19 protein-coding genes are annotated in these 19,522 nt (G+C 68.2%); 12 read left to right on the forward strand and 7 right to left on the reverse strand.

Features of this window, described 5'->3' with window-relative positions; genetic code table 11:
- Nucleotides 1–19: 19 nt before the first annotated feature.
- The 7 genes from KIT25_07685 to KIT25_07715 all read left to right on the forward strand — a co-directional run bounded on the left by KIT25_07685 (nucleotide 20) and on the right by KIT25_07715 (nucleotide 6,683).
- Nucleotides 20–1,462, forward strand: coding sequence for a hydroxymethylglutaryl-CoA synthase family protein (locus KIT25_07685; protein UYN96799.1), 1,443 nt, complete (start codon nucleotides 20–22; stop codon nucleotides 1,460–1,462).
- Nucleotides 1,463–1,506: 44 nt separating this feature from the next.
- A complete protein-coding gene (locus tag KIT25_07690) occupies nucleotides 1,507–2,706 on the forward strand; it encodes an acetyl-CoA acetyltransferase (protein ID UYN96800.1) in 1,200 nt (399 codons plus the stop codon).
- A gap of 69 nt (nucleotides 2,707–2,775) precedes the next feature.
- A complete protein-coding gene (locus KIT25_07695) occupies nucleotides 2,776–3,237 on the forward strand; it encodes a MaoC family dehydratase N-terminal domain-containing protein (protein UYN96801.1) in 462 nt (153 codons plus the stop codon).
- A gap of 11 nt (nucleotides 3,238–3,248) precedes the next feature.
- Nucleotides 3,249–3,671 carry a MaoC family dehydratase gene (locus KIT25_07700; protein UYN96802.1) on the forward strand — a complete coding sequence of 141 codons (423 nt, stop codon included), beginning with the start codon at nucleotides 3,249–3,251 and terminating at the stop codon, nucleotides 3,669–3,671.
- An 11-nt stretch (nucleotides 3,672–3,682) separates the two neighbouring features.
- Nucleotides 3,683–4,507 (forward strand): SDR family oxidoreductase, encoded by an 825-nt coding sequence (locus KIT25_07705; GenBank protein UYN96803.1) that lies wholly within the window; start codon nucleotides 3,683–3,685, stop codon nucleotides 4,505–4,507.
- A 316-nt stretch (nucleotides 4,508–4,823) separates the two neighbouring features.
- Complete coding sequence (locus KIT25_07710; GenBank protein UYN96804.1) at nucleotides 4,824–5,660, forward strand: class I SAM-dependent methyltransferase; 837 nt, start codon at nucleotides 4,824–4,826, stop codon at nucleotides 5,658–5,660.
- 87 nt (nucleotides 5,661–5,747) lie between these two features.
- Nucleotides 5,748–6,683 carry a glycosyltransferase family 2 protein gene (locus tag KIT25_07715; GenBank protein UYN96805.1) on the forward strand — a complete coding sequence of 312 codons (936 nt, stop codon included), beginning with the start codon at nucleotides 5,748–5,750 and terminating at the stop codon, nucleotides 6,681–6,683.
- Here the strand turns inward: KIT25_07715 and KIT25_07720 are convergent.
- Nucleotides 6,680–7,615: an FkbM family methyltransferase gene (locus KIT25_07720; GenBank protein UYN96806.1), complete on the reverse strand. Its 936-nt coding sequence runs from the start codon at nucleotides 7,613–7,615 to the stop codon at nucleotides 6,680–6,682. The two genes, KIT25_07715 and KIT25_07720, sit on opposite strands and share 4 nt — an antisense overlap.
- A 68-nt stretch (nucleotides 7,616–7,683) precedes the next feature.
- Between KIT25_07720 and KIT25_07725 the strand changes: the two genes are divergently transcribed.
- Nucleotides 7,684–9,294 carry a hypothetical protein gene (locus tag KIT25_07725; protein UYN96807.1) on the forward strand — a complete coding sequence of 537 codons (1,611 nt, stop codon included), beginning with the start codon at nucleotides 7,684–7,686 and terminating at the stop codon, nucleotides 9,292–9,294.
- On the opposite strand, the gene KIT25_07730 is transcribed toward KIT25_07725, so the two are convergent.
- Nucleotides 9,291–10,097 carry an AraC family transcriptional regulator gene (locus tag KIT25_07730; GenBank protein UYN96808.1) on the reverse strand — a complete coding sequence of 269 codons (807 nt, stop codon included), beginning with the start codon at nucleotides 10,095–10,097 and terminating at the stop codon, nucleotides 9,291–9,293. The genes KIT25_07725 and KIT25_07730 overlap by 4 nt on opposite strands.
- Before the next feature lie 47 nt (nucleotides 10,098–10,144).
- Here KIT25_07730 and KIT25_07735 point away from each other — a divergent pair, with 47 nt between their 5' ends.
- Nucleotides 10,145–10,555, forward strand: coding sequence for a DUF2000 domain-containing protein (locus KIT25_07735; GenBank protein UYN97861.1), 411 nt, complete (start codon nucleotides 10,145–10,147; stop codon nucleotides 10,553–10,555).
- A 4-nt stretch (nucleotides 10,556–10,559) separates the two neighbouring features.
- On the opposite strand, the gene KIT25_07740 is transcribed toward KIT25_07735, so the two are convergent.
- Together KIT25_07740 and KIT25_07745 are read right to left on the reverse strand one after the other, a co-directional pair.
- Nucleotides 10,560–12,392: a patatin-like phospholipase family protein gene (locus tag KIT25_07740; GenBank protein UYN96809.1), complete on the reverse strand. Its 1,833-nt coding sequence runs from the start codon at nucleotides 12,390–12,392 to the stop codon at nucleotides 10,560–10,562.
- On the reverse strand, nucleotides 12,385–13,476 hold the full coding sequence (locus KIT25_07745; GenBank protein ID UYN96810.1) for a M14 family metallopeptidase: 1,092 nt from the start codon (nucleotides 13,474–13,476) through the stop codon (nucleotides 12,385–12,387). Before KIT25_07745 ends, KIT25_07740 begins: the two co-directional genes overlap by 8 nt.
- A 41-nt stretch (nucleotides 13,477–13,517) precedes the next feature.
- On the opposite strand from KIT25_07745, the gene KIT25_07750 reads away from it, so the two are divergent.
- Complete coding sequence (locus KIT25_07750; GenBank protein UYN96811.1) at nucleotides 13,518–13,976, forward strand: PaaI family thioesterase; 459 nt, start codon at nucleotides 13,518–13,520, stop codon at nucleotides 13,974–13,976.
- Nucleotides 13,977–14,050: 74 nt separating this feature from the next.
- Here KIT25_07750 and KIT25_07755 read toward each other — a convergent pair whose 3' ends face one another.
- Together KIT25_07755 and KIT25_07760 are read right to left on the reverse strand one after the other, a co-directional pair.
- Nucleotides 14,051–14,566, reverse strand: coding sequence for an adenine phosphoribosyltransferase (locus tag KIT25_07755; GenBank protein ID UYN97862.1), 516 nt, complete (start codon nucleotides 14,564–14,566; stop codon nucleotides 14,051–14,053).
- Between the two features lie 24 nt (nucleotides 14,567–14,590).
- Nucleotides 14,591–16,048: an amidase gene (locus tag KIT25_07760; protein ID UYN96812.1), complete on the reverse strand. Its 1,458-nt coding sequence runs from the start codon at nucleotides 16,046–16,048 to the stop codon at nucleotides 14,591–14,593.
- A gap of 91 nt (nucleotides 16,049–16,139) precedes the next feature.
- On the opposite strand from KIT25_07760, the gene KIT25_07765 reads away from it, so the two are divergent.
- Nucleotides 16,140–16,319 (forward strand): DUF2798 domain-containing protein, encoded by a 180-nt coding sequence (locus tag KIT25_07765; protein ID UYN96813.1) that lies wholly within the window; start codon nucleotides 16,140–16,142, stop codon nucleotides 16,317–16,319.
- The gene (locus KIT25_07770) at nucleotides 16,316–16,810 is read left to right on the forward strand and encodes a GNAT family N-acetyltransferase (GenBank protein ID UYN96814.1); all 495 of its coding nucleotides are present in this window, start codon (nucleotides 16,316–16,318) and stop codon (nucleotides 16,808–16,810) included. Before KIT25_07765 ends, KIT25_07770 begins: the two co-directional genes overlap by 4 nt.
- A gap of 15 nt (nucleotides 16,811–16,825) precedes the next feature.
- On the opposite strand, the gene hrpB is transcribed toward KIT25_07770, so the two are convergent.
- Nucleotides 16,826–19,252 carry an ATP-dependent helicase HrpB gene (gene hrpB / locus KIT25_07775; protein ID UYN96815.1) on the reverse strand — a complete coding sequence of 809 codons (2,427 nt, stop codon included), beginning with the start codon at nucleotides 19,250–19,252 and terminating at the stop codon, nucleotides 16,826–16,828.
- Nucleotides 19,253–19,522: the final 270 nt, after the last annotated feature.

A 19,522-nucleotide genomic window follows, 5' to 3' on the forward strand; every position in this document is an offset into this window, starting at 1 on the left:
CACTTGGAGGAAAGACGAGATGGTCGGAATCGTGGCCTACGGGGCCTATGTGCCGCGCCTGCGCCTCAACCGTCAGGCGGTCTACGACGCCAACAAGTGGTTCGCCGCCGGGCTACGCGGGTTGGCCAAGGGCGAACGCTCGATGGCGAACTGGGACGAGGATTCGATCACCATGGCGGTCGAGGCCTCGCGTGATTGCCTCACCAGTCACAAGCCGGAGGACGTGCGCAGCCTCTACTTCGCGTCGACCACGCATCCCTTCAAGGATCGCCAGAACGCGGGCGTGATCGGCACGGCGCTGTCGATCGAGCAGAACCTGCTGGCGTCCGACGTCGGGGGCTCGCAGAAGGCCGGCACGTCGGCGCTGATTGCCGGACTCAACGCCTCCCGGAACGGTGCGCCCTCGCTGGTCGCCGCCGCCGACAAGCGCCTCGCGCGCGTGGCCTCGGCCAATGAATTGAACTACGGCGACGGTGCGGCGGCGCTGCTGTGCGGTACCGAGAACGTGATCGCCAAACTGGTCGGCCATCACTCGGTGTCGATGGATTTCGTCGACCACTTCCGCGGCGACGAGACCGACTTCGACTATGCCTGGGAAGAGCGGTGGATCCGCGACGAGGGCTACTCGAAAATCGTGCCGCCGGCCGTCAAGGCGGCGCTTGCGGCGTGCAAGCTCAAGGGCGGCGACGTCACCCACTTCATCATGCCGAGCCTGATGCCGGCGGTGCCCAAGCAGATGGCCAAGATCTGCGGCATCGGCGAGGGCGCGGTGCGCGACCTGCTGGGTGCCAACCTCGGCGACACCGGCGCGGCGCACGCGCTGGTCATGCTGGTCGATGCGCTGGAGACGGCCAAGGCGGGCGACAAGATCATGGTGGTCGCCTTCGGCCAGGGCGTGGACATCCTGGTGTTCGAGGTCACGCCCGAGAACGCTAGGCTGCCCAGGCGCAAGGGCCTGTCGGGCTGGATGGCGCGGCGGAAGGAAGAGAAGAACTACCTGAAGTTCCTCGCCTTCAACGAGATGCTGCCGCTTGAGAAGGGCATGCGCGCGGAGTTCGACAAGAAGACCGCGCTCTCGGTGCTGTGGCGCAAGCGCGACATGATCTACGGGCTGGTCGGCGGCAAGTGCAAGGTGTGCGGCACCGTGCAGTTCCCGCGCACCCCGATCTGCGTCAATCCCAACTGCCACGCGGTCGACAGCCAGGAGCCGTACCGGATGGCCGGGCTCGAGGCGAACATCATGTCGTTCACCGCCGACTCGCTCACCTATTCGCCGGATCCGCCGGCCTACTACGGCATGATCACCTTCCCGGAGGGCGGCCGCTTCATGTCCGATTTCACCGACTGCGATAAGGAACAGGTGAAGGTCGGCGCCAAGCTGCGGATGACCTTCCGAATCCGTGACAACGACATCATGCGCGGTGGCTTCAAGCGCTACTTCTGGAAGGCCGCGCCGGTTTGAGCTTAGAGTCTTAACCCTCAACCCCACGATCCAAGGAGACCAACATGGCACGGGGTATCAAGGACAAGGTCGCCATTCTCGGGATGGGATGCTCCAAGTTCGGCGAGCGCTGGGACAGCGGCGCCGAGGAGCTGATGGTCGAGGCCTACAAGGAGTGCATCGCCGACTCCGGTATCGACGCCAAGCAGCTCAATGCCGCCTGGTTCTCGACCGCGATCGACGAGGTGCATGTCGGCAAGTCGGGCATCCCGCTCAGCATGACGCTGCGCCTGCCGAACATCCCGGTCACGCACGTCGAGAACATGTGCGCCTCCGGCACCGAGGCCTTCCGCGGCGCCTGCTATGCCGTTGCCTCAGGCGCGGCCGATTTCGCGCTGGCGCTCGGCGTCGAGAAGCTGAAGGACACCGGCTACGGCGGCCTGCCGGGCGGCCGCGGCGGACCGCTGCAGGCGCTGTGGAACGCCAACGGCACGGCGCCGGGCAACTTTGCCCAGCTCGCCTCGGCCTACATGGCGGCCCATAATGTGAGCTACGACGACCTCAAGAAGGCGATCGGTCATGTCTCGTGGAAGAGCCACCAGAACGGCGCCAAGAACCCCAAGGCGCATCTGCAGAAGGCCGTCGAGATGGACACCATCCTCAACGCGCCGATGATCGCCTCGCCGCTCGGCCTGTTCGACTGCTGCGGCGTGTCGGACGGCGCGGCGGCGGCCATCGTCACCACGCCCGAGATCGCCAAGTCGCTCGGCAAGCACAACATCGTCTCGGTGAAGGCGCTGCAGCTCTCGGTGTCGAACGGCTCGGAGTCGGGCCACAATTCGTGGGACGGCAGCTACTTCCACACCACGCGCATCGCCTCGAAGAAGGCCTATGAGGAGGCCGGCATCAAGGATCCCCGCCAGGAGGTCTCGATGTTCGAGGTGCACGACTGCTTCTCGGTCACCGAGCTCGTTACCATGGAGGACCTGCACATCTCCAAGCCCGGCCAGGGCTGGAAGGACGTGCTCGACGGCTTCTACGATGCCGACGGCAAGATCCCCTGCCAGATCGACGGTGGCCTGAAGTGCTTCGGCCATCCGATCGGCGCCTCGGGCCTGCGCATGCTCTATGAGATGTACCTGCAGTTCCAGGGCAAGGCGGGCCCCCGGCAGCTTAAGGACCCGAAGATCGGCATGACCCACAACCTCGGCGGCGCGCCGCGCGAGAACGTGTCGAGCATCGCCATCGTCGGCCGCTACGAGTAAAGGGGCGAGCGAACGACCCTCTCTCCGGGCGACCGGGGGGAGGGTTTTTCATGTGAGGAGGAGACCAGCATGCAGCTCGACAAGAAGCTCATCGGACACAAGTTCAACGCCTTCACCACGACCGTCGAGGCCGGCAAGATCCGGCTATTCTGCAAGGCCATCGGCGAGGACGACCCGATCTACGTCGACGAGGCCGCGGCCAAGGCCGCCGGCTACCGCGCGATTCCCGCGCCGCCGACCTATCTCACTGCCGTCACCAACGACGATCCCGACAAGGGCGGCCTGCTGCGCCTGCTCAACGTCGACATCGGCCTGATCCTGCACGGTGAGCAGCACTACGAGTATCTGGCGCCGGTGCACGCCGGCGACAGGATCACCTGCCAGCAGAAGGTCGTCGACATCTACGACAAGAAGGGCGGGGCGCTCTGGTTCGTGGTCAGCGAGACCGAGCTCAAGGACCAGTCCGGCAAGCCGGTGGCCAAGGCCAAGGGCATCACCGTCGTGCGCAACCCCGACGCGGCCAAGAAGTAGGAGGACGAACCATGGCAAATGCTCCGAAGTTCGCCGACGTCAAGGTGGGCGACACGCTGAAGCCGCTCGTTCTGCCGCCGATCAGCCGGCATCAACTGGCGCTCTATTGCGGCGGCTCGGGCGACCACAACCCGATCCACGTCGACATCGATTTCGCCAAGAAGTTCGGTTTCAAGGACGTGTTCGCGCACGGCATGCTGTCGATGGCTTTCCTCGGCCGTCTCGTCACCTCGTGGGTGCCGCAAGCCCAGGTGCGGAAGCTCGGTACCCGCTTCACCTCGATCACCTGGGTGGGCGACGTCATTACGGTGAGTGGCAAGGTCACCGGCAAGCGCGAGGAGAACGGCCAGAAGCTGGTCGATCTCGAGGTCAAGTGCACCAATCAGAACGGACAGGACACGCTGCAGGGCGACGCAACGGTCGCGCTCAATTAGGAGAGACATCGATGGGTCAGATGGACGGCAAGGTGGCGATCGTCACCGGTTCGGGGCGCGGCATCGGCCGCGAGATCGCGCTGCGTCTGGTGCGCGACGGCGCCAGGGTGGTGATCAACGACATCGACGATGCGCCGGCCAAGGAAACGGTGGCCGAGATCGAGAGGCTCGGCGGCAAGGCGGTCATGTGCAACGGCGACGTGGCCAAGCCCGACTTCGGCGACCGCATCGTCAAGACGGCGGTGGACGCCTTCGGCGGCTGCCACGTCGTGGTCAACAACGCCGGCTACACGTGGGACTCGGTGATCCAGAAGATGAGCGACGAGCAATGGTACGCCATCCTCGACGTTCACCTGACGGCGCCGTTCCGCATCCTGCGTGCCTTCCAGCAGCACTTTCGCGGCGAGGTGGAGAAGGAACGCTCGGCGGGCAAACGCGTCGTGCGCAAGGTGGTGAACATTTCCTCGACCTCGGGCGTCAACGGCAACGCCGGCCAGTCGAACTACTCGGCGGGCAAGGCCGGGATCATCGGGCTCACCAAGACGCTGGCCAAGGAGTTCGGGCGCTACGACGTGACGGTGAATGCCGTGGCCTTCGGTTATATTCAGACCCGGCTCACCAAGCCGTTGAGCGAAGGCGAGGCTGGCGAGATCGAGGTGCAGGGCCGCAAGGTCAAGATCGGCGTCCAGGGCGGCCGCATCGCCGCCATGAACCAGATGATCCCGCTCGGCCGCGGCGGCCTGCCGGAAGAGGCGGCAGGATCGGTCTATCTCTTCTGCAGCCCCGACAGCGACTACGTCTCGGGCCAATGCTTGGTGGTGAACGGCGGGCTGTGACACGACGGCCGCGACCCATCCGATAGCCTTCCCTCTAGAGGGGGAAGGCGTTTGGTCCCGGCATTGCAGATCGACTGCGAGATGGATCGCGCCTTTTTCAATGCAAGGTAGCAACGGCGCTCTTGGTCGTCGCGGTGACTTGACCTAGTGTCGCGACCAGAAAGTTCTGCGACCCGTTTCCTTGCCGGCCTGCTCGATCCTCGTTCCGTTCCGCAAGCGGCATGGACCCATCGGCGAATCGATTGGTTCGACGGGCTTCAACCCGTACTTCAGTTCCGCGTCGGCTGGGTCCCTGCCCGCGGGTCGGAGCTAGGGAATGCTGAAACGCGCCCAGGGCCTCTCGCGCGTGGTGCAAGAGGGGCGATTCCTGCCGGCGATCCGGTGGCAGTTGTCGAAGCATGCCAACATGCTGCGCGAGCGGTGGTACCGGTTGCGCCTCGCCTTGCCGCAGCACATGCCGGCGGTGCTGCCTGCGATGGCGAGCACGGGTCGTGGCATCGCTTCTGCGGAGGCCACGCGGATGGCGCAGAGTCTGGAGGCCGCCATCCGCGGCGAAAGCAGGCTCGTACCGGAGATCCGCGCCATCGCCGGCATGTCGGGCCAGCTCTACCGGTCGTTCATCAACAACTACCTGCGCGACAGGCCTGGCCTGCGTTATCTCGAGGTCGGTTCGTGGGGCGGATCGACCGCGACGGCGGCGATGTACGGCAACGACGTGGAGGTGATCTGCATCGACAACTGGTCGCAGTTCGGCGGACCGCGCGACACCTTCTTCGCCAATGTGGCGCTCGCCCGGTCCGAGAAGGTACGCTTCGGCTTCATCGAGAGCGATTTCCGTGCCGTCGACTACCGGGCGCTGGGCACGTTCGACGTCTACCTGTTCGACGGCCCGCACAAGGAGCACGACCAGTATGACGGCGTGATGCTCGCGCAGCCCGCCCTGGCGGCGCGGCATCTGCTGATCGTCGATGACTGGAACTGGCGGGCGGTGCGCAACGGCACGTTAAGGGCGCTGATCGATCTCGGCTGCCGCATCGAGGCGGCGAGCGAGATTCGAACGTCGCTCGACGGCACCCTGCCGGCGGTCAATCGCGAGCAAAGCGACTGGCACAATGGCTATTTCCTTGCCGTGATCAACAAGAAGACGCCCTGATCGTCGCTATCGACGCGAGTGACGCCCGGCTTGGCGGCCGTGGCGCCAGACAGTAGGGTGCGACGCCCCCTCGCCGCGGACCCGCCTGTGCCGGCCATTTCCATCATCGTGCCGTTCTACAATCGCCACGGCCTGATCGGCGAGACCGTCGAGTCGGTCCTGCAGCAGGGGCTGACCGATCTCGAGATCGTCATCGTCGACGACGGCTCGCGCGAGCCGCTGAAGCCGTCGGATCTCGGTCGCGGCGACGGCGACGCGAGGATACGGCTGTTCCGCCAAGACAATCGCGGCTCGGGGGCGGCCCGCAACGCCGCGCTGCGCGAGGCGCGCGGCGACCATGTCCTCTTCCTCGATTCCGACGACCTGCTGGTGCCGGGCGGCCTCGAGGTGTTGCTGGCGCGGGCGCGCGAGGGCGATTTCGATGCCGTCGTCGGCAACTGGCGCGATTTGGTTGACGGACGGGCGGAGCGCCACTTCCGCCCGTCCTTCCCCTATCGCGACGCGCTGGCCAACGTGGTCGACGGTGGATGGGCGACCGGCAGCGCGCTGCTCAAGCGCAGCCTGCGGCCCGTCTGCCCGGAGGAGAAGTCGCGGCTGCCGTGGGACATGGCGGAATGCTACCTGCGGGCGCTGAGCGACCCGGCGGCCAGGATCGCCCATGTCGACCGCGACATTGTCATGATGCGCCAGGATTCAGACGGCCGCCTGACCGTGCTCTACGACCACTTCGATCCGGTCAAGGCCGGTCGCTTCTGGTGCGAGATGAAGGCGTCCTTCGCGCTCGACGACGAGCGGCGCGCGGCCTTCGACCGCCAGATCTTCCGCTTCGTGCTCACTCTCTTCCATGCCGGCGAGAACGCCGCGGCGGCCGAGCTGTTCGCCTCGATCGATGCCGATCGCCTCAAGCGCCATGCCTGGTGCTCGGCTTTCTCGCCGGCCTGGTTCGCCGCGACCCTCGGCCTGTCGCCCGGCCTCGGCCTGCAGCGCCTGCTGCACAGGCTGCGCGGCGGCCGCCTGGGCTAGCGATCGGGTCGCCGCAGCAGCCAGTCGCGGTGTCGTTCCGAGACGCGCAGGGCGGACGCCGGCTCCAGACCGTCGTCGACGATCAGGCAGCGGTCGTAGCCGGCGAGCGCCGGCGCGGCGTTGAGCGCGTCGACGGTGAAGGGAAGAACCTCGATCAGCAGGTCCGGCCGGTGACGCTCGATGATCGGCTGCAGGGCCTCGAGCAGCGCCGGCTCGTATCCCTCGACGTCGAGCTTGATCAACGCATGCGTTGCCTGCTTCAGCCAGCGCTCCAGCTCGGAGGCGGCGACCACGACGACGAGATGCTCGGCGACCGAAGGTGAGAAGATCTCCGAGAATTCGCGCAGCAGAGAGCCGTTGGTGAGATGGCCTCGCGGTTCGAAGAAGGGCTGCAGGCCGGAGGCGCTGCCGACCGCGGCCTGGTGGACGGAAACGAACCTGGTGCCATTGGCGCGGAGGTTCTCGACCAACCGGCGATGGGCCTCCGGCGAGGGTTCGAAGGAGACGATCCGGGGCGCGGTGTGCGGCGTCGCGCGGCGGTACAGCGCATCGAGGAAGACGGTGTAGACGCCGACATTGGCGCCGATCTCGATCACGAGGTCGTAGGTTTGCGCGACGTTGCGCTCGAGCCACGCGAACACCTCCTGTTCGTACTCGAGCCGTCGGCCGAACAGGGCCTGTTCGTCGAATTCGCCGAGATGGGGAACGAGGGCGACCTCCGTCGACTCGCCGAGAACGACGCGCCGCGGCGTGAAGGTCATCGCCGGCCAGGGATGGCCGTAGCCGCACACGGAGTTGTGGACGCGCCGCGCCACCGAGCGGGGAAGCAGACTGCGGCTGATGGCGGACAGCAACCGGAGATAGCCCTGGGCGACGGGTCGCGGCGCGCGCGACATCCCTTGATGGAGGAGTTGCGCCACGCTCTTGATCATCCGATGGAGGCCTCTTTCACGGTCGTCAGTCGCCGCTCGGCACGCTACCGTCTTTCGAGGCTGGGGGAATGCCGTTGAACGTCGCTTTGTGGAAAAATCTGCCGTGGTCACGGAGCGCGTTCGTCGTCTGCTGGTCGCTCGTTGCCGTGCTGGTGGCGGCGTATACCATCGCCAACGGCGTTGTTCGGCCGACCATGTTCTCGGACAGCGGATGGGGCCTCCTGGGCTGGGACAACCGCGCCGGCTTGCCCTTCAACATGTCGTCGGGGCCCGATCCCGGGGACATCTCCCGCGATGTCAGCGGCTTCATGACCGCGTGGTCGCCGGGCCAGCACCTCCTGCCGGGATGGCTGGAAGAGGCGGGCCTCGACCTCGGCTGGGCGATGGTGTTGGTGGCCGCCGCCGCCACGATCGCCGGCCTGCTCGGATGGTATGTGCTCTATCGCGCCTTCGGCTTTCCCGTGCGGAGCAGCGCGATTGCCGTGCTGATTGTGGCCTGCACGCGCCATGTCGGGCTCGCCTTCGGCATCTACAACGGCGGCGAGGTCTTGCTGTTCGGGACGGCACCCTGGTTTCTGCTGGTGGTCTGGCGCCTGCGCGACCTGCGCTGGTCGGCGGTCGTGCCCTTGCTGGCCGCCCCCCTGGTCCTGTTCCTGGCCAAGCTGTCGGGCATCGTTCTGGCAGCCGCGGCGATCGGCGCCGTCGTGCCGCGTCCCGAGCGGGGATGGCTCGGCGTCGCCCTGGCACGGCGGGCCGTCGTGGCGGGCGTGACCATCACCGCGATGGGCCTGGTGTTCTATTTCGCCTGGTTCTCGCGGGGTTGGACGGCGGTTTCCGAGCAGACGACTCTGCAATGGCCCCTGCTGGTCAGTCACGGAGCGCTGGCGGTCGGCGCGGTGTGGAGTTCGTCCCTGTCGCTCGGTGAGCTGGCAGCCTATCTGCTTGTCCATCCGAGCCGGCCGGTGCTGGGCTCGGTGCTGCCGGTCTATTACCTGTTCCTTCCGCTGGCGCTCGCCACGTTCGTGCTCATGTGGTGGCGCCTGAGGCGCGACTTCGCCGACTACCTGCTGTTCGCCGCGCTGTTCGCGGCGGCGGTGTCCGCCGTGCTGGTGTGGACCTGGGCGCGCGGCAGCGTGGTCAGCAGCGACGAGCGCCACTTTCGCATCGTGTCGCTCGTGCTGTTCGGCGGCATGGTGCATTGTTTCCTAGAATTGCCGTGGCGCCTGCCGCGGCTTGCCTTCGCCGCGATCGCCATTCTCGCCTGTGCCTACGGCGCCGCGGCCCAGGCTTCCCGCCTTGCCGACAATGCCCGGCGCCCGCTCGGCGATCGCGGATTTCGCCACTGGATCGCCAGCGCGGAGGCCCTCGACTTCATTCGCTCGGTCGATCGGCGGGGCGCCGACCGCCGCGCGACCCTGATCCACGTCACGTCGCCCGAGATCGGCCTCGAGGTGCGGCACTCCCGGGTGATGGCCAATCATGCCGACTTCCAGTCACCCGACTTCCTGCGCACGGTGAAGCTGCACGGTCGCGTCCCGCGGCTCTACGTGATCGTGCAGAAGCGGCTGGTCGACAACGGCAAGGCCGATCTGATGCTGCGCTCGTTCGTCGACTATGGCGCGCAGAGCTGGCGCAAGATCCCCCTGGGCGACTTCGTCGCCTTCGCGGCCGAGGATTAGCGGGCGCCGTGCGCGAGTGCCGCCCAGCGCCCGGGCGTCAGGCCGAAGCGCGCGGTGAAGTGGCGCGTGAAGTGGCTCTGGTCGGCGAAGCCGGTCGTTGCCGCCACGTCCGCGAGGGCCCGGCCCGACAGGATCAGGGTGCGCGCCCGATCGAGCCGCCGCCCGACCTGGAAGCGGTGCGGCGACGTTCCGCAGGCCGCCCGGAACTGGCGGCTCAGCGTGAACCGGTCGAGCCCCGTGATCCGTTCGAGTTCCCGCGAGGCGACGCGGCGCGGCGATTCCGCCGCGAGATAGTCACGCGCCCGGCTTACGGCGCGCGAATCGACGGCGGTCCACCGCCGCCGGCGGACACCGTCGCCGCGCCGCATCAGCAGTTCGGCCAACCCGGCGACGACGGCATCGGCGGCGAGCGGCTCGAGCGGATGCGGGAAGTCGGCGAATGCCTCGCCGAGCAGCGCCACCATGGCCGGATCGTCGGCGACGGCGTCGGCAACGAAGGGCGCCGCACCGCCGAGCGCCGCCGCAATCGCCGCCGGATCGACGTAGAGCATGCGATAGGCGAAGCCGCCCGGGACGCCCGCGTGGCCGTCATGCACCTCGTCGGGATGCAGGACGACGACCTGGCCGGCCCGGCTGGCGTGCAGGGCGCCGCGATAGTGGAACTCCTGGACGCCCCGCAGCGTGAGGCCGACGCTATAGGTTTCGTGGCGATGGGCGTCGTAGGCGTGGCCGTTGAAACGGGCAGCCAGGCGCTGCAGGCCGGCGCTCGGCTCGTCGAACTGGATGCGGTCGTCTTGCTGCATGCACAAACGTTCAAGACCGTGGGAGACTGCCGGTCACTATGACGACCATGCTCTACGAAACCAAGACCGCCCTGGTGCTGCGCCGCGACCTCGCCGGTTGGCAGGCCGCCAACGTCGCCGCCTTCCTGGCCGGGGGGCTGGCCGGCACACAGCCCGACATGATGGGCGAGCCCTACCGCGATGCCGCCGGCCGGAGCTATAGCGCGCTGATCCGCGAGCCGGTCTTCGTCTTCGGCGGCACGCTCGAGGAACTGCGCCGCACGCACCAGCGCGCGCTGTCGCGCGAACTCGTGCCGGCGATCTACATCGAGGCCATGTTCGCCACCACCAACGATGCCGACAATCGCGCCGCGGTCGCGAGCGCGCCGGCCGACGCGCTCGACCTCGTCGGCCTCGGCGCCAGGGGCCCGCGCAGGACGATCGACAAGATCGTCAACGGGTTGAGGTTTCTCGGCTGAAGGCTCAGCCGATGAAGAGGCGGGCGCCGACCGGCAGGCTGCGCGCCTCGTCCAACCTCTTCATGGTCGCCTGGTAGCCCGTCTCGATCGCCGCATCGAAAGTCGTCCAGTCGAGCAGGTCGTAGCGCTCCATCGGCGGCACGATCAGCAAGTCGGCGGCGTGGCGATCCTCCGTGGCGCGCGCCGCGCTCGACACCAGCGCCGCGCGCAGCAGGATGCGCACGATCGACGGGATCGGCAGCGTCTCCTGCCGCTTCCACACCAGGCGCCGGAAGAACTCCCAGGCCGACCACGACTCCTCGACACCGGCGCCGGCCGACAAGGCGCCGCCGGTGTCGATGTCGACGCCGATCGTCACGCCGCGACCCTGCCGGCGCATGGGCCTCACCGGGAAGTTGTCGATCACGCCGCCGTCGACATGGACCTGGCCGGCGTCGTTGACCGGCGGTAGAACGCCCGGCAGCGAGACGGAAGCGCGCAGCCAGCGCCAGAGGCGCCCGACCATGTGCACGTCGGCGGTCGAGGTCGTGAGATTCGCGGTGACGCAGTAGAAGGGCAGAATCAGGTCCTCGATGTCCTTCTCCCCGAACGCCGAGCGCAGGAGGCCGACGACGTTGCGGCCGCCGTAGAAGGAGACGAAGGGCAGGGTGTAGTCGCTGAGCGGGTTGCGCTCGACGAAGGAGGCACGGAAGCGTTCGCGAAGCTCCTGGTCGGTCCAGCGGGCGGCCACCGCGGCGGCGACGATCGCGCCCATGCTGGTGCCGCCGGTCAGGTCGATCGGCACCCCCGACGCGCGCAACGCCTTGACGACGCCGATGTGCGAGAACGAACGCGCGCCGCCCCCGGCCATCACCACGCCGACGGCGTGCCCGGTGATGAGCCGCGCCAGGCGGTCGAAATCCGAGCCGATGTCCAGCCGCACGTGATGGTGCTGGCCGTACATGCCGCCGGCGATCTGCGATGTCGTCGAGCCGGAGCGCGGATCGTGGCCCTCGTGCAGCAGCACCAGCTCGCGGCGGCGGCGGAACACCGCGCCGGGCTCGGTGGCCTCGATCTCGAACGGCACCTTGGTGGGCTCGTCGTCGTTGCACACCCGAACCACGAGCAGGCAATCGGCCTGGCGCAGGCAGAGTTCGGTCCATGGCGTCAGGGTCGGGTCGGCGCGATAGAGCACGAAGGACGAGTCCATCTCGCAGCGGGCGAACCAGTCGGGCTCCTGATCCTGGGAGTCCGGCCCGAGCATCTGCACCTGGTCGCCGATGCGGCCGAGCGCACTCGACAGCATGACGGCGAAGCGCGCCGCCGGAACGTGATTGCCGGTCGGCAGCAGCGCGAAGGTGCGAGGCTGGCGCCGGCGCTTGGCCGGTCCCATCGCGTTGCGCACAGCGACGTTGCGCATCAGCGTCGGCAGGGCTTCGGGATGATCGGCGGTCAGCGCGTCGAAGCTGGTGCGCGCCAGCCGCCACACCTCGCTGTCGCGCAGCGCCGCCACGCTGCGTGTGCGCTGGGTGTGCGACAACAGCGACATCTCGCCCACCAGGTTACCGGGTGTGATCTCGGCGATCAGCACCGGCTCCTCGCCCTCGTTGTCGTGGCGGAACACGCCGAGGCAGCCGCTCGCCACCAGATAGACCGCGTTGGCCGGTTCGCCCTGACGAAAGAGGGGCGCGCCGCCTGGCAGTAGCAACAACGACAGTTCGCGCTCGATTGCCGACATCGCCTTGCGGTCGAGGTCGGCGAACAGGGGTGCGCGCTGCAACGCCCGTTGCAGCCGGAGCCGTGTCGGATCGGCACTGCCGTCGACGGCCGGCGTCGTCAGTTGCGGCCCGTCATCCACCGCCCAATCCCTTGAGCGCCCAGCCGATCGTCTGGTCGGCGCGCGCCCAGACCATCTCGCGCCATTTGTCGCCGGCCGGGAAGAAACGCTCCCTGATGTCGGCCTTGAGCTTCCTGCCGAGCTCGGACGCCGGATCGCCATGGCGATGCAGCCAGTTGTCGCCGCGCACTGCGGTCAGCACTTCCGCCACGCTGTAGGTGCCGTATTCGATCGCCACCGCCGTGACCTCCGCATCAGGCAGCTCCTGCGGGAAGGCGTCGATCATCACGCCCATCACGACGGCGGATGCCGAGGTGCCAGCCTCCGGCGACATCAGCTCGTCGCCGTACCAGGTGCGGGTGCGTGCATAGGACTTGGCACTGGGCGGAACGGGGCAGAGCAGCTCGCCGTGGCCGAACGGGCCGAGGCCGGTGTGGAAGTCGATGATGCCGACACGACGGGCGCGTGCGAGCTCCTCGCGGGCGACGGCGCGCACAGTGCGGTTGCTCCAGGTCGGCTTGTGGCCGCCGAAGAAGATGCCGTCGGGATGGGAATATTGCCCGCGGCTCAGCGCGCCCTGCAGGGCGAAGGCGCCGTGCTTCTGCGCGTAGGAGGCGAAGACTTGTGCGCTCGCCGCGAGGCTCGCCTCGTCCCAGTGGCTCGGCAGGATGGCATCGGAGAGCGCGACATAGCCCTCGTTGACCGGATAGGCCTTGTCGTGGTCGACGAAATTGCGGTTGAGGTCGACATTGTCCTCGGTGACCCGGCGGCTCCAGGCGAAGCCGTAGGGATTGAGGGCGTGGATCAACAACGCGCCGGTGTCCCTGGGCAGCCCGGCCGGTCCGCCGCTGCGCAGCCACGCGATCTGCGCGCCGGAGCCGCAATGGCCCTCGACGCCGTGGGTGCTCGAGATCAGCACCAGCATGTTGGCGGCGTCGGCCGGCCCGAAGCGTGCGGTGTCGAGATACAGCCGCTCGCTGTTCGGCCCCAGGGCGTTCGGATTGAGCCACGAGCGCAGCGCGCCGCCGGCGCTCGCCGCCGCACCGCAGAATTTGGCGCGCGCCTCGGCGTAGCTCTCCGAGAAACACCCGGAAATCGAAACCATCGACTTAACTCCTCCCCACCCAATGGTAGCATGGACCGGCCATGGGATTCTTCACGTTGGAAACGGCCCAGGCCCAGCTTGCCCCGGGCGGCAATTTCGGGCCCTGGATCTGGCAGCTCGGCCTGAAGGTCGAGCACATATCGGCGAGCGAGGTGCGGGTCCGTCTGCCCTACGGCGAGCATATCGTGCGGCCGGGCGGCGTCGTGATCGGGCAGGCGATGATGGCGCTCGCCGACACCGTGATGGTGCTGGCGATCTGCGAGAAGCTCGGCCGCTTCGCCACCCTGGCGACGATTTCGATGACCACCAACTTTTTGCGCGCTGCCGTGAGGCAGGACGTGCTGGGTGTGGCGCGGGCGGTCAAGATCGGCCGCAGCACGGCCTTCGGCGAGGTCGGCTTCTTTGTCGACGGCTCGTCCGACCCGATCGCTCAATCCATCTCGAGCTTCGCCGTGCTGCCGGATGGGGTCGGCGCCTTCAATCGCGCCGACGAACGGTAGGGACGGTGGGAGATCGGACGCGCAAATCGGCGAAACTTCCCGCCGGCTCGGTCGCTTCGGTCGCGTCCGACTTCTTAGCTCTCGTAGCGCAACAGCGTCTCGACCGGCACGTTCAGCTTCTGCCGGCCGTCGAGGAACGTGAGCTCGATGATGCAGGCCGCCGCCGGCACGACGGCGCCGACCTGTTCCAGCAAGGTGACGGCCGCTGCCATGGTGCCGCCGGTCGCCAGCAGATCGTCGACCAGCACCACGCGCTTGCCCTTCTCGACGGCGTCGCTCTGGATCTCGATCGTGTCGGTGCCGTACTCCAGCGCATAGGTGTGCCGCACGGTGATGCCGGGCAGCTTGCCCTTCTTGCGCAGCATGACGAAGCCGGTGCCCATGGCGATGGCGAGAGGCGCCGCCAGCAGGAAACCGCGCGACTCGATGCCCGCCAGCACGTCGGGCTTGTAGGGCCGCACCGCCTCGGCCATATGCTCGATCGCCGAGTGCCAGGCCTTGGCATGCGCCAGCAGGGTCGAGATGTCGTAGAAGAGAATGCCTGGCTTGGGAAAATCCGGGATCGAGCGGATGTGCTTCTTGAGATCTATTTTCTCGGACATGGCTCTCCCCGATCAGACGTAGGCCGGCGGCGGCGTGAAGCTGCGATACTCCCGTTCCAGGAGCTGGGCGAAGCGGATGCAGTCGTAGTCGCCATATTGGGGGCCGACGATCTGCACGCCGATCGGCAGGCCTTCCGCGCTTTGCCCGATGGGCGCAACCGCGGCCGGCAGCAGAACGATTCCGGAGTAGCCCGCCCAGAAAATCTGGTCGACCACGGGCACTTTCCTGTTGTTGACCACGATGGTGCGCTTGTGGCGCAGGCCCTCCTGGTCGTGCGGGAAGGCCGCCGTCGCCGCGACCGGACACAGCATCAGATCGTGGTCCTCGAAGAAGGCGTCCCAGGCGAGTCGCATGCGGTGCCGCTTCTCGTTGAGCTGCAGCCAGGTGCGGTGCGCCAGCGAGTTGCCGCGCTGCATCTGGGCGAAATAGCTCATGTCGTCGGCCGGCAAGCCGGCGGCGTCGTGTCGGGCCTGCTCCCACGCCTCATCCGACATGCGGCCGGACGTGGCGGCGCGCAGCATCCGGACATAGACGTCGTTCAGCTCGACCGTGTCGATGGTGGGGCGTGCCTTGTCGCTGACCTTGGCCTTCTTGCGGGCGAGGAAGTCGGCGAGCTTCTGCAGCTCGGCCTGCACCGAATCGTCGACCTCGGCGTTGGCGTCGCTGAGCAGCACCGCCACCTTGAAGTCGCGAAGCTTCTTCTTCTTCGAGCGCGGCAACGAGAGTTTCCAGCCGCGCCCGTCGATCCCGTCGGGCCCGGCCATGACATCCATCGCGATCTCAAGGTCGTCGGCGCCGCGCGCCAGCGGCCCGACCACGCCGATATCGCCGTAGGCGACGCTGCCGGGCAGGGCATGGCCCTTGGGGCTGACGACTCCCCAGGTCGGCTTGTGGCCGAACACGCCGCAATAGTGGGCGGGGTTGCGAATCGAGGCGCCGATGTCGCTGCCGGCCTCGATGCCGGTCAGGCCGGCCGCCAGCGCGGCCGCCGAGCCGCCCGACGATCCACCTGGCGTACGGCCGGGATCCCATGGATTGTTGGTCGAGCCGTAGACGGCGTTGTAGCTTTGCCAATCGGCCAGCATCAGCGGCACGTTGGTCTTGCCGAACAGCGTGACGCCGGCGTCGAGCATGCGCTGGGCGACCAGCGAATTCTCCAACGCGACGTTGCCCTTGTTGGCGGGATCGCCCCAGGTCGTGACCATGCCGGCGACGTTGAACGATTCCTTGATGGTCATTGGCACGCCATGCAGGGGCCCCAGCGTCTTGCCGGCCTTGACCGCCCTGTCGGCGGCCTTCGCCCGCTTGCGGGCACCCTCGATATCGGTGGCGATGACGGCGTTCAGCGCGGGGTTAAGAGCCTCGATCCGCTTCAGGTAGAGATCGAGCAGTTCGAGGCAGCCGATCTTTTTCTTCCGGACGGCCGTGGCAAGCTGCTTGGCGGTGCGGAAGGGAAGCGGTAGGGACATGCCAAGGCCGTAGCATATCGGGGCGGGCAACGTGAAGAAACTTCCAGCTTGGACCATGCGTTTCGCCCTACCGTTGGCGCTCACCCTAGTCATGACTTTCCTCGTTTCCGGCGTGGCGACCTATCGCGCCGTCGGTCTCGAAGCGGGCATGGTCGAGACGTGGATGAGCTCGTGGATGATCTCCTGGGTCATCGCTTTTCCGACGATGTTCTTCCTGATGCCCGTTGTCCGGCGCCTGTTGCTCGTCGCGATCGAAGGGTCGGCCGGTTGACGCCGTCGACCTATGACTTTCGTCCGGCCGGCACCGCCGACCTGCCCCTGTTCGAGCGCTGGCTGAGAACACCCGAGGTGGTGCGCTGGTGGGGGGATCCCGACGAGCAGTTCGGCCTGCTCGCCGAAGATCTCGGCGAGCCGAGGATGACGATGCTCGTGGTGGCGCACGAGGATCGGCCGTTCGCCTATGCGCAGCACTACGATGTCCAAAGCTGGCCGCAGCCGCATTTTGATGGGCTGCCGAAAGGCACGCGGGCGATAGACGCCTTCATCGGCGAGCCGGACATGTTGGGGCGGGGTCACGGCTCGGCCTTCTTGAGGCAGCTGGCGGCGGCGTTGCGTCGTGCCGGCGCTCCCGTCGTCGCCATCGACCCCGACGTCGGCAATCACCGCGCCCGGCGCGCCTATGCCAAGGCGGGCTTTCACGGCGACACGGTCGTCGAAACGGGAACGGGGCCGGCCGTGCTGATGCTGTTCACCGGCAACTGACCTCGGATCGGCGCGTCAGCGTCGGGGCCGTGCCCGCGCCGTCGGTTCTGCGATCAGCGGATCGTCAGGCCAATAGTGCTTGGGGTAGCGGCCCTTCAGCTCGGCCTTCACGTCGCGATAGGCGGTCTTCCAGAAACTCGCCAGGTCGCGGGTCACCTGCACCGGCCGGCGGGCCGGCGACAGGAGATGGATCGTCACCGGCACCTTGCCGCCGCCGATGCGCGGCGTGTCGGTGAGCCCGAACATCTCCTGCAGGCGCACCGAGAGGGTCGGCTCCGCCGCGTTCGCATAGTCGACCGGGACACGCGAGCCGCTCGGCACCTCGATGTGCGTCGGCGCGAGGCGGTCGAGCTCGCGTTGCTTGTCCCACGGCACCAGCGCGCGGATCGCCTCGGCGAAGTCGATGCGGCGGGTCGCGCCATCGACGAACGGCGCCAGCCACTCTTCGAGCGACGCGCCGAGAGTGGCGTCCGACAGGTCGGGCCAGCCCGGATCGATCCCACGCAGGAAGGCGATGCGCGCGCGCCACGCCCGCAATTCGTCGGTCCATGGCAGTCCGCGCTGGCGAACGCCCTCGAGCAAGGCGGCCTTCACCTTCCCGGGATCGGGCCGATCGAGGGGCTTGTCCTCGAGCGCCAGCGCCCCGAGCCGCCGCCGCCGGCGCGCCAGCACCGCGTTGTCACGCACGCTCCACTGCACGACCTGCTCGTCGACGACGCGCTCGCCGTAGAGTTCCTCGATCTCGCCGGCTGCGATGGGGGCGGCGAGGAAGATGCGCGAGTCCTGCGCCGTGCCGTCGAGATCCGCCACGACCAGGAACTCCTCGTTGGCCATCGGGTCGCCTTCGGGCAGGGCCGCGCCACGCCCGCCGGAAAGGAGGTATCGGCCCGCCGCTCCCGGTCGCCGCCGGCCGATGCGGTCGGGATAGGCGAGGGCGAGCAGGGCGCCGGTCGTGGAAAGATCCGGCATTTCGTCCTTCGATTCGCGCGGCGTCATGCGGCGCGCCATCTCGGCGATCTGGCGGGGTGCGCGGCCGGCGAGCGCGAGATCGATGCGATGGCGCAGGTCGACATCGCGCTGGCCGGGCGGCAGGCGCAGGAAGTCGCGCTCGCTCAGGATGGCGGCCAGCAGCGCCGCGACGCGACCCTGGCCGAGTTCGCGGCCCTTCAGGACGAGATGGGCGAGGCGCGGATGCTGGCCGAGACGGCTCATGGCGTGGCCGTGTGGCGTGATGGCGCCGGCCTGGTCGATGGCGCCAAGATCGAGCAGCAGGGTACGCGCCATGGCGAGCGACGAGGCGGGTGGCGGCGTCAGCCAGGGCAGGGCGCCGGCGTCGGCGACACCCCATGCGGCGAGTTCCAGCGCGAGCGGCGCGAGGTCAGCTTCGAGGATCTCGGGTGGCGTGAATGGCAGCAGGCCGCGCTGCGTTTCCTCGCTCCACAGCCGGTAGCACACGCCCGGCTCGAGGCGGCCGGCGCGGCCGCGCCTCTGGTCGGCCGAGGCCTGGCTGACGCGCATCGTTTCCAGCCGCGTCATACCGGAACGCGGCGCGAAGCGCGGCATGCGCATGTAGCCGCCGTCGATCACGATGCGCACGCCTTCGATGGTCAGGCTGGTCTCGGCGATCGAGGTCGCCAGCACCACCTTGCGCCGGCCGGGCGGCGCCGGATCGATGGCGCGATCCTGTTCGGCGGACGGAAGGTCGCCGTAGAGTGGCGCCACGTCGATGTCGCGGTCGAGATCGGCCAGGCGTTCCGCGACCCGCCTGATCTCGCCGACGCCCGGCAGGAAGACCAGCACGCTGCCCGTCTCCTCGGCGAGCGCCCGGCGCACCGCCGAGGCCGCCGTGTCCTCCAGCCGGCCGGCGGTGTCGCGGTCGAGATGGCGCGTCTCGACGGCGAACATGCGGCCCGCCGATTCGACCAGCGGCGCGCCGCCCAGCCGCTCGGCGACGGGGCCGGGATCGAGCGTCGCCGACATCGCGACGACCCGCAGATCCTCGCGCAGCGCGGTTTGGGCTTCGCGCACCAGGGCGAAGGCGAGGTCGGTCTCCAGCCCGCGCTCGTGCAGTTCGTCGAAGATCACGCAGCCGATGCCGTCAAGCGACGGGTCGTCCTGCAGTATCCTGAGGAACAGGCCGTCGGTGACGACCTCGATGCGCGTGCGCGGGCCGACCTTGCTGTCGAGGCGCACGCGATAGCCCACGGTCGCGCCGACCGGCTCGCCGAGCGTGGCGGCCATGCGGCGGGCGGCGGCACGGGCGGCGAGCCGGCGCGGCTCCTGCATGACGATCTTGCGGCCCTGCAGCCAAGGCGCGTCGAGCAGCGCCAGCGGCACGCGCGTCGTCTTGCCGGCGCCCGGCGGCGCCACCAGCACGGCGGCGTTGTGCGTCCCGAGCGCCGCCTTGAGGCGCGGCAGGGCCTCGTCGACCGGAAGCTCCATCGTCGCGGCTTACAGCAGTGGGTTGATCACCGAAAGCCCGGCGAACCGATTGAAGTCGCGGTCGGCCGACCAAAGCTCGCGGACGCCGTGCTGGGACAAAGGGCAACGATGCGCGCATCGTGCACGCGCGCCCGAGATTCGGCCCGCCAGCAGGAGAGGCCGCAGTGTGGTCCAATGGGACGCCGATTCGGCCAGCGTCACCAGCGAGGGCGATTCGAGCCACGCGTCGACCTGGTCCAGAGCCGCCTCGAGCGGCGAGGGGGGGAGCGT

Origin of the sequence: Enhydrobacter sp. (assembly GCA_025808875.1) — a bacterium.
Lineage (GTDB): Bacteria > Pseudomonadota > Alphaproteobacteria > Reyranellales > Reyranellaceae > Reyranella.

Bases quoted from the DNA above. Each gene is read 5' to 3' on its own strand.
- KIT25_07710 (UYN96804.1), top strand. From the start codon at position 4,824: ATGCTGAAACGCGCCCAGGGCCTCTCGCGCGTGGTGCAAGAGGGGCGA.
- KIT25_07685 (UYN96799.1), top strand. From the start codon at position 20: ATGGTCGGAATCGTGGCCTACGGGGCCTATGTGCCGCGCCTGCGCCTC.
- KIT25_07690 (UYN96800.1), top strand. From the start codon at position 1,507: ATGGCACGGGGTATCAAGGACAAGGTCGCCATTCTCGGGATGGGATGC.
- KIT25_07760 (UYN96812.1), bottom strand. From the start codon at position 16,048: ATGTCCCTACCGCTTCCCTTCCGCACCGCCAAGCAGCTTGCCACGGCC.
- KIT25_07765 (UYN96813.1), top strand. From the start codon at position 16,140: ATGACTTTCCTCGTTTCCGGCGTGGCGACCTATCGCGCCGTCGGTCTC.
- KIT25_07725 (UYN96807.1), top strand. From the start codon at position 7,684: ATGCCGTTGAACGTCGCTTTGTGGAAAAATCTGCCGTGGTCACGGAGC.
- KIT25_07720 (UYN96806.1), bottom strand. From the start codon at position 7,615: ATGATCAAGAGCGTGGCGCAACTCCTCCATCAAGGGATGTCGCGCGCG.
- KIT25_07745 (UYN96810.1), bottom strand. From the start codon at position 13,476: ATGGTTTCGATTTCCGGGTGTTTCTCGGAGAGCTACGCCGAGGCGCGC.
- KIT25_07730 (UYN96808.1), bottom strand. From the start codon at position 10,097: ATGCAGCAAGACGACCGCATCCAGTTCGACGAGCCGAGCGCCGGCCTG.
- KIT25_07750 (UYN96811.1), top strand. From the start codon at position 13,518: ATGGGATTCTTCACGTTGGAAACGGCCCAGGCCCAGCTTGCCCCGGGC.
- KIT25_07695 (UYN96801.1), top strand. From the start codon at position 2,776: ATGCAGCTCGACAAGAAGCTCATCGGACACAAGTTCAACGCCTTCACC.
- KIT25_07700 (UYN96802.1), top strand. From the start codon at position 3,249: ATGGCAAATGCTCCGAAGTTCGCCGACGTCAAGGTGGGCGACACGCTG.
- KIT25_07735 (UYN97861.1), top strand. From the start codon at position 10,145: ATGCTCTACGAAACCAAGACCGCCCTGGTGCTGCGCCGCGACCTCGCC.
- hrpB (UYN96815.1), bottom strand. From the start codon at position 19,252: ATGGAGCTTCCGGTCGACGAGGCCCTGCCGCGCCTCAAGGCGGCGCTC.
- KIT25_07705 (UYN96803.1), top strand. From the start codon at position 3,683: ATGGGTCAGATGGACGGCAAGGTGGCGATCGTCACCGGTTCGGGGCGC.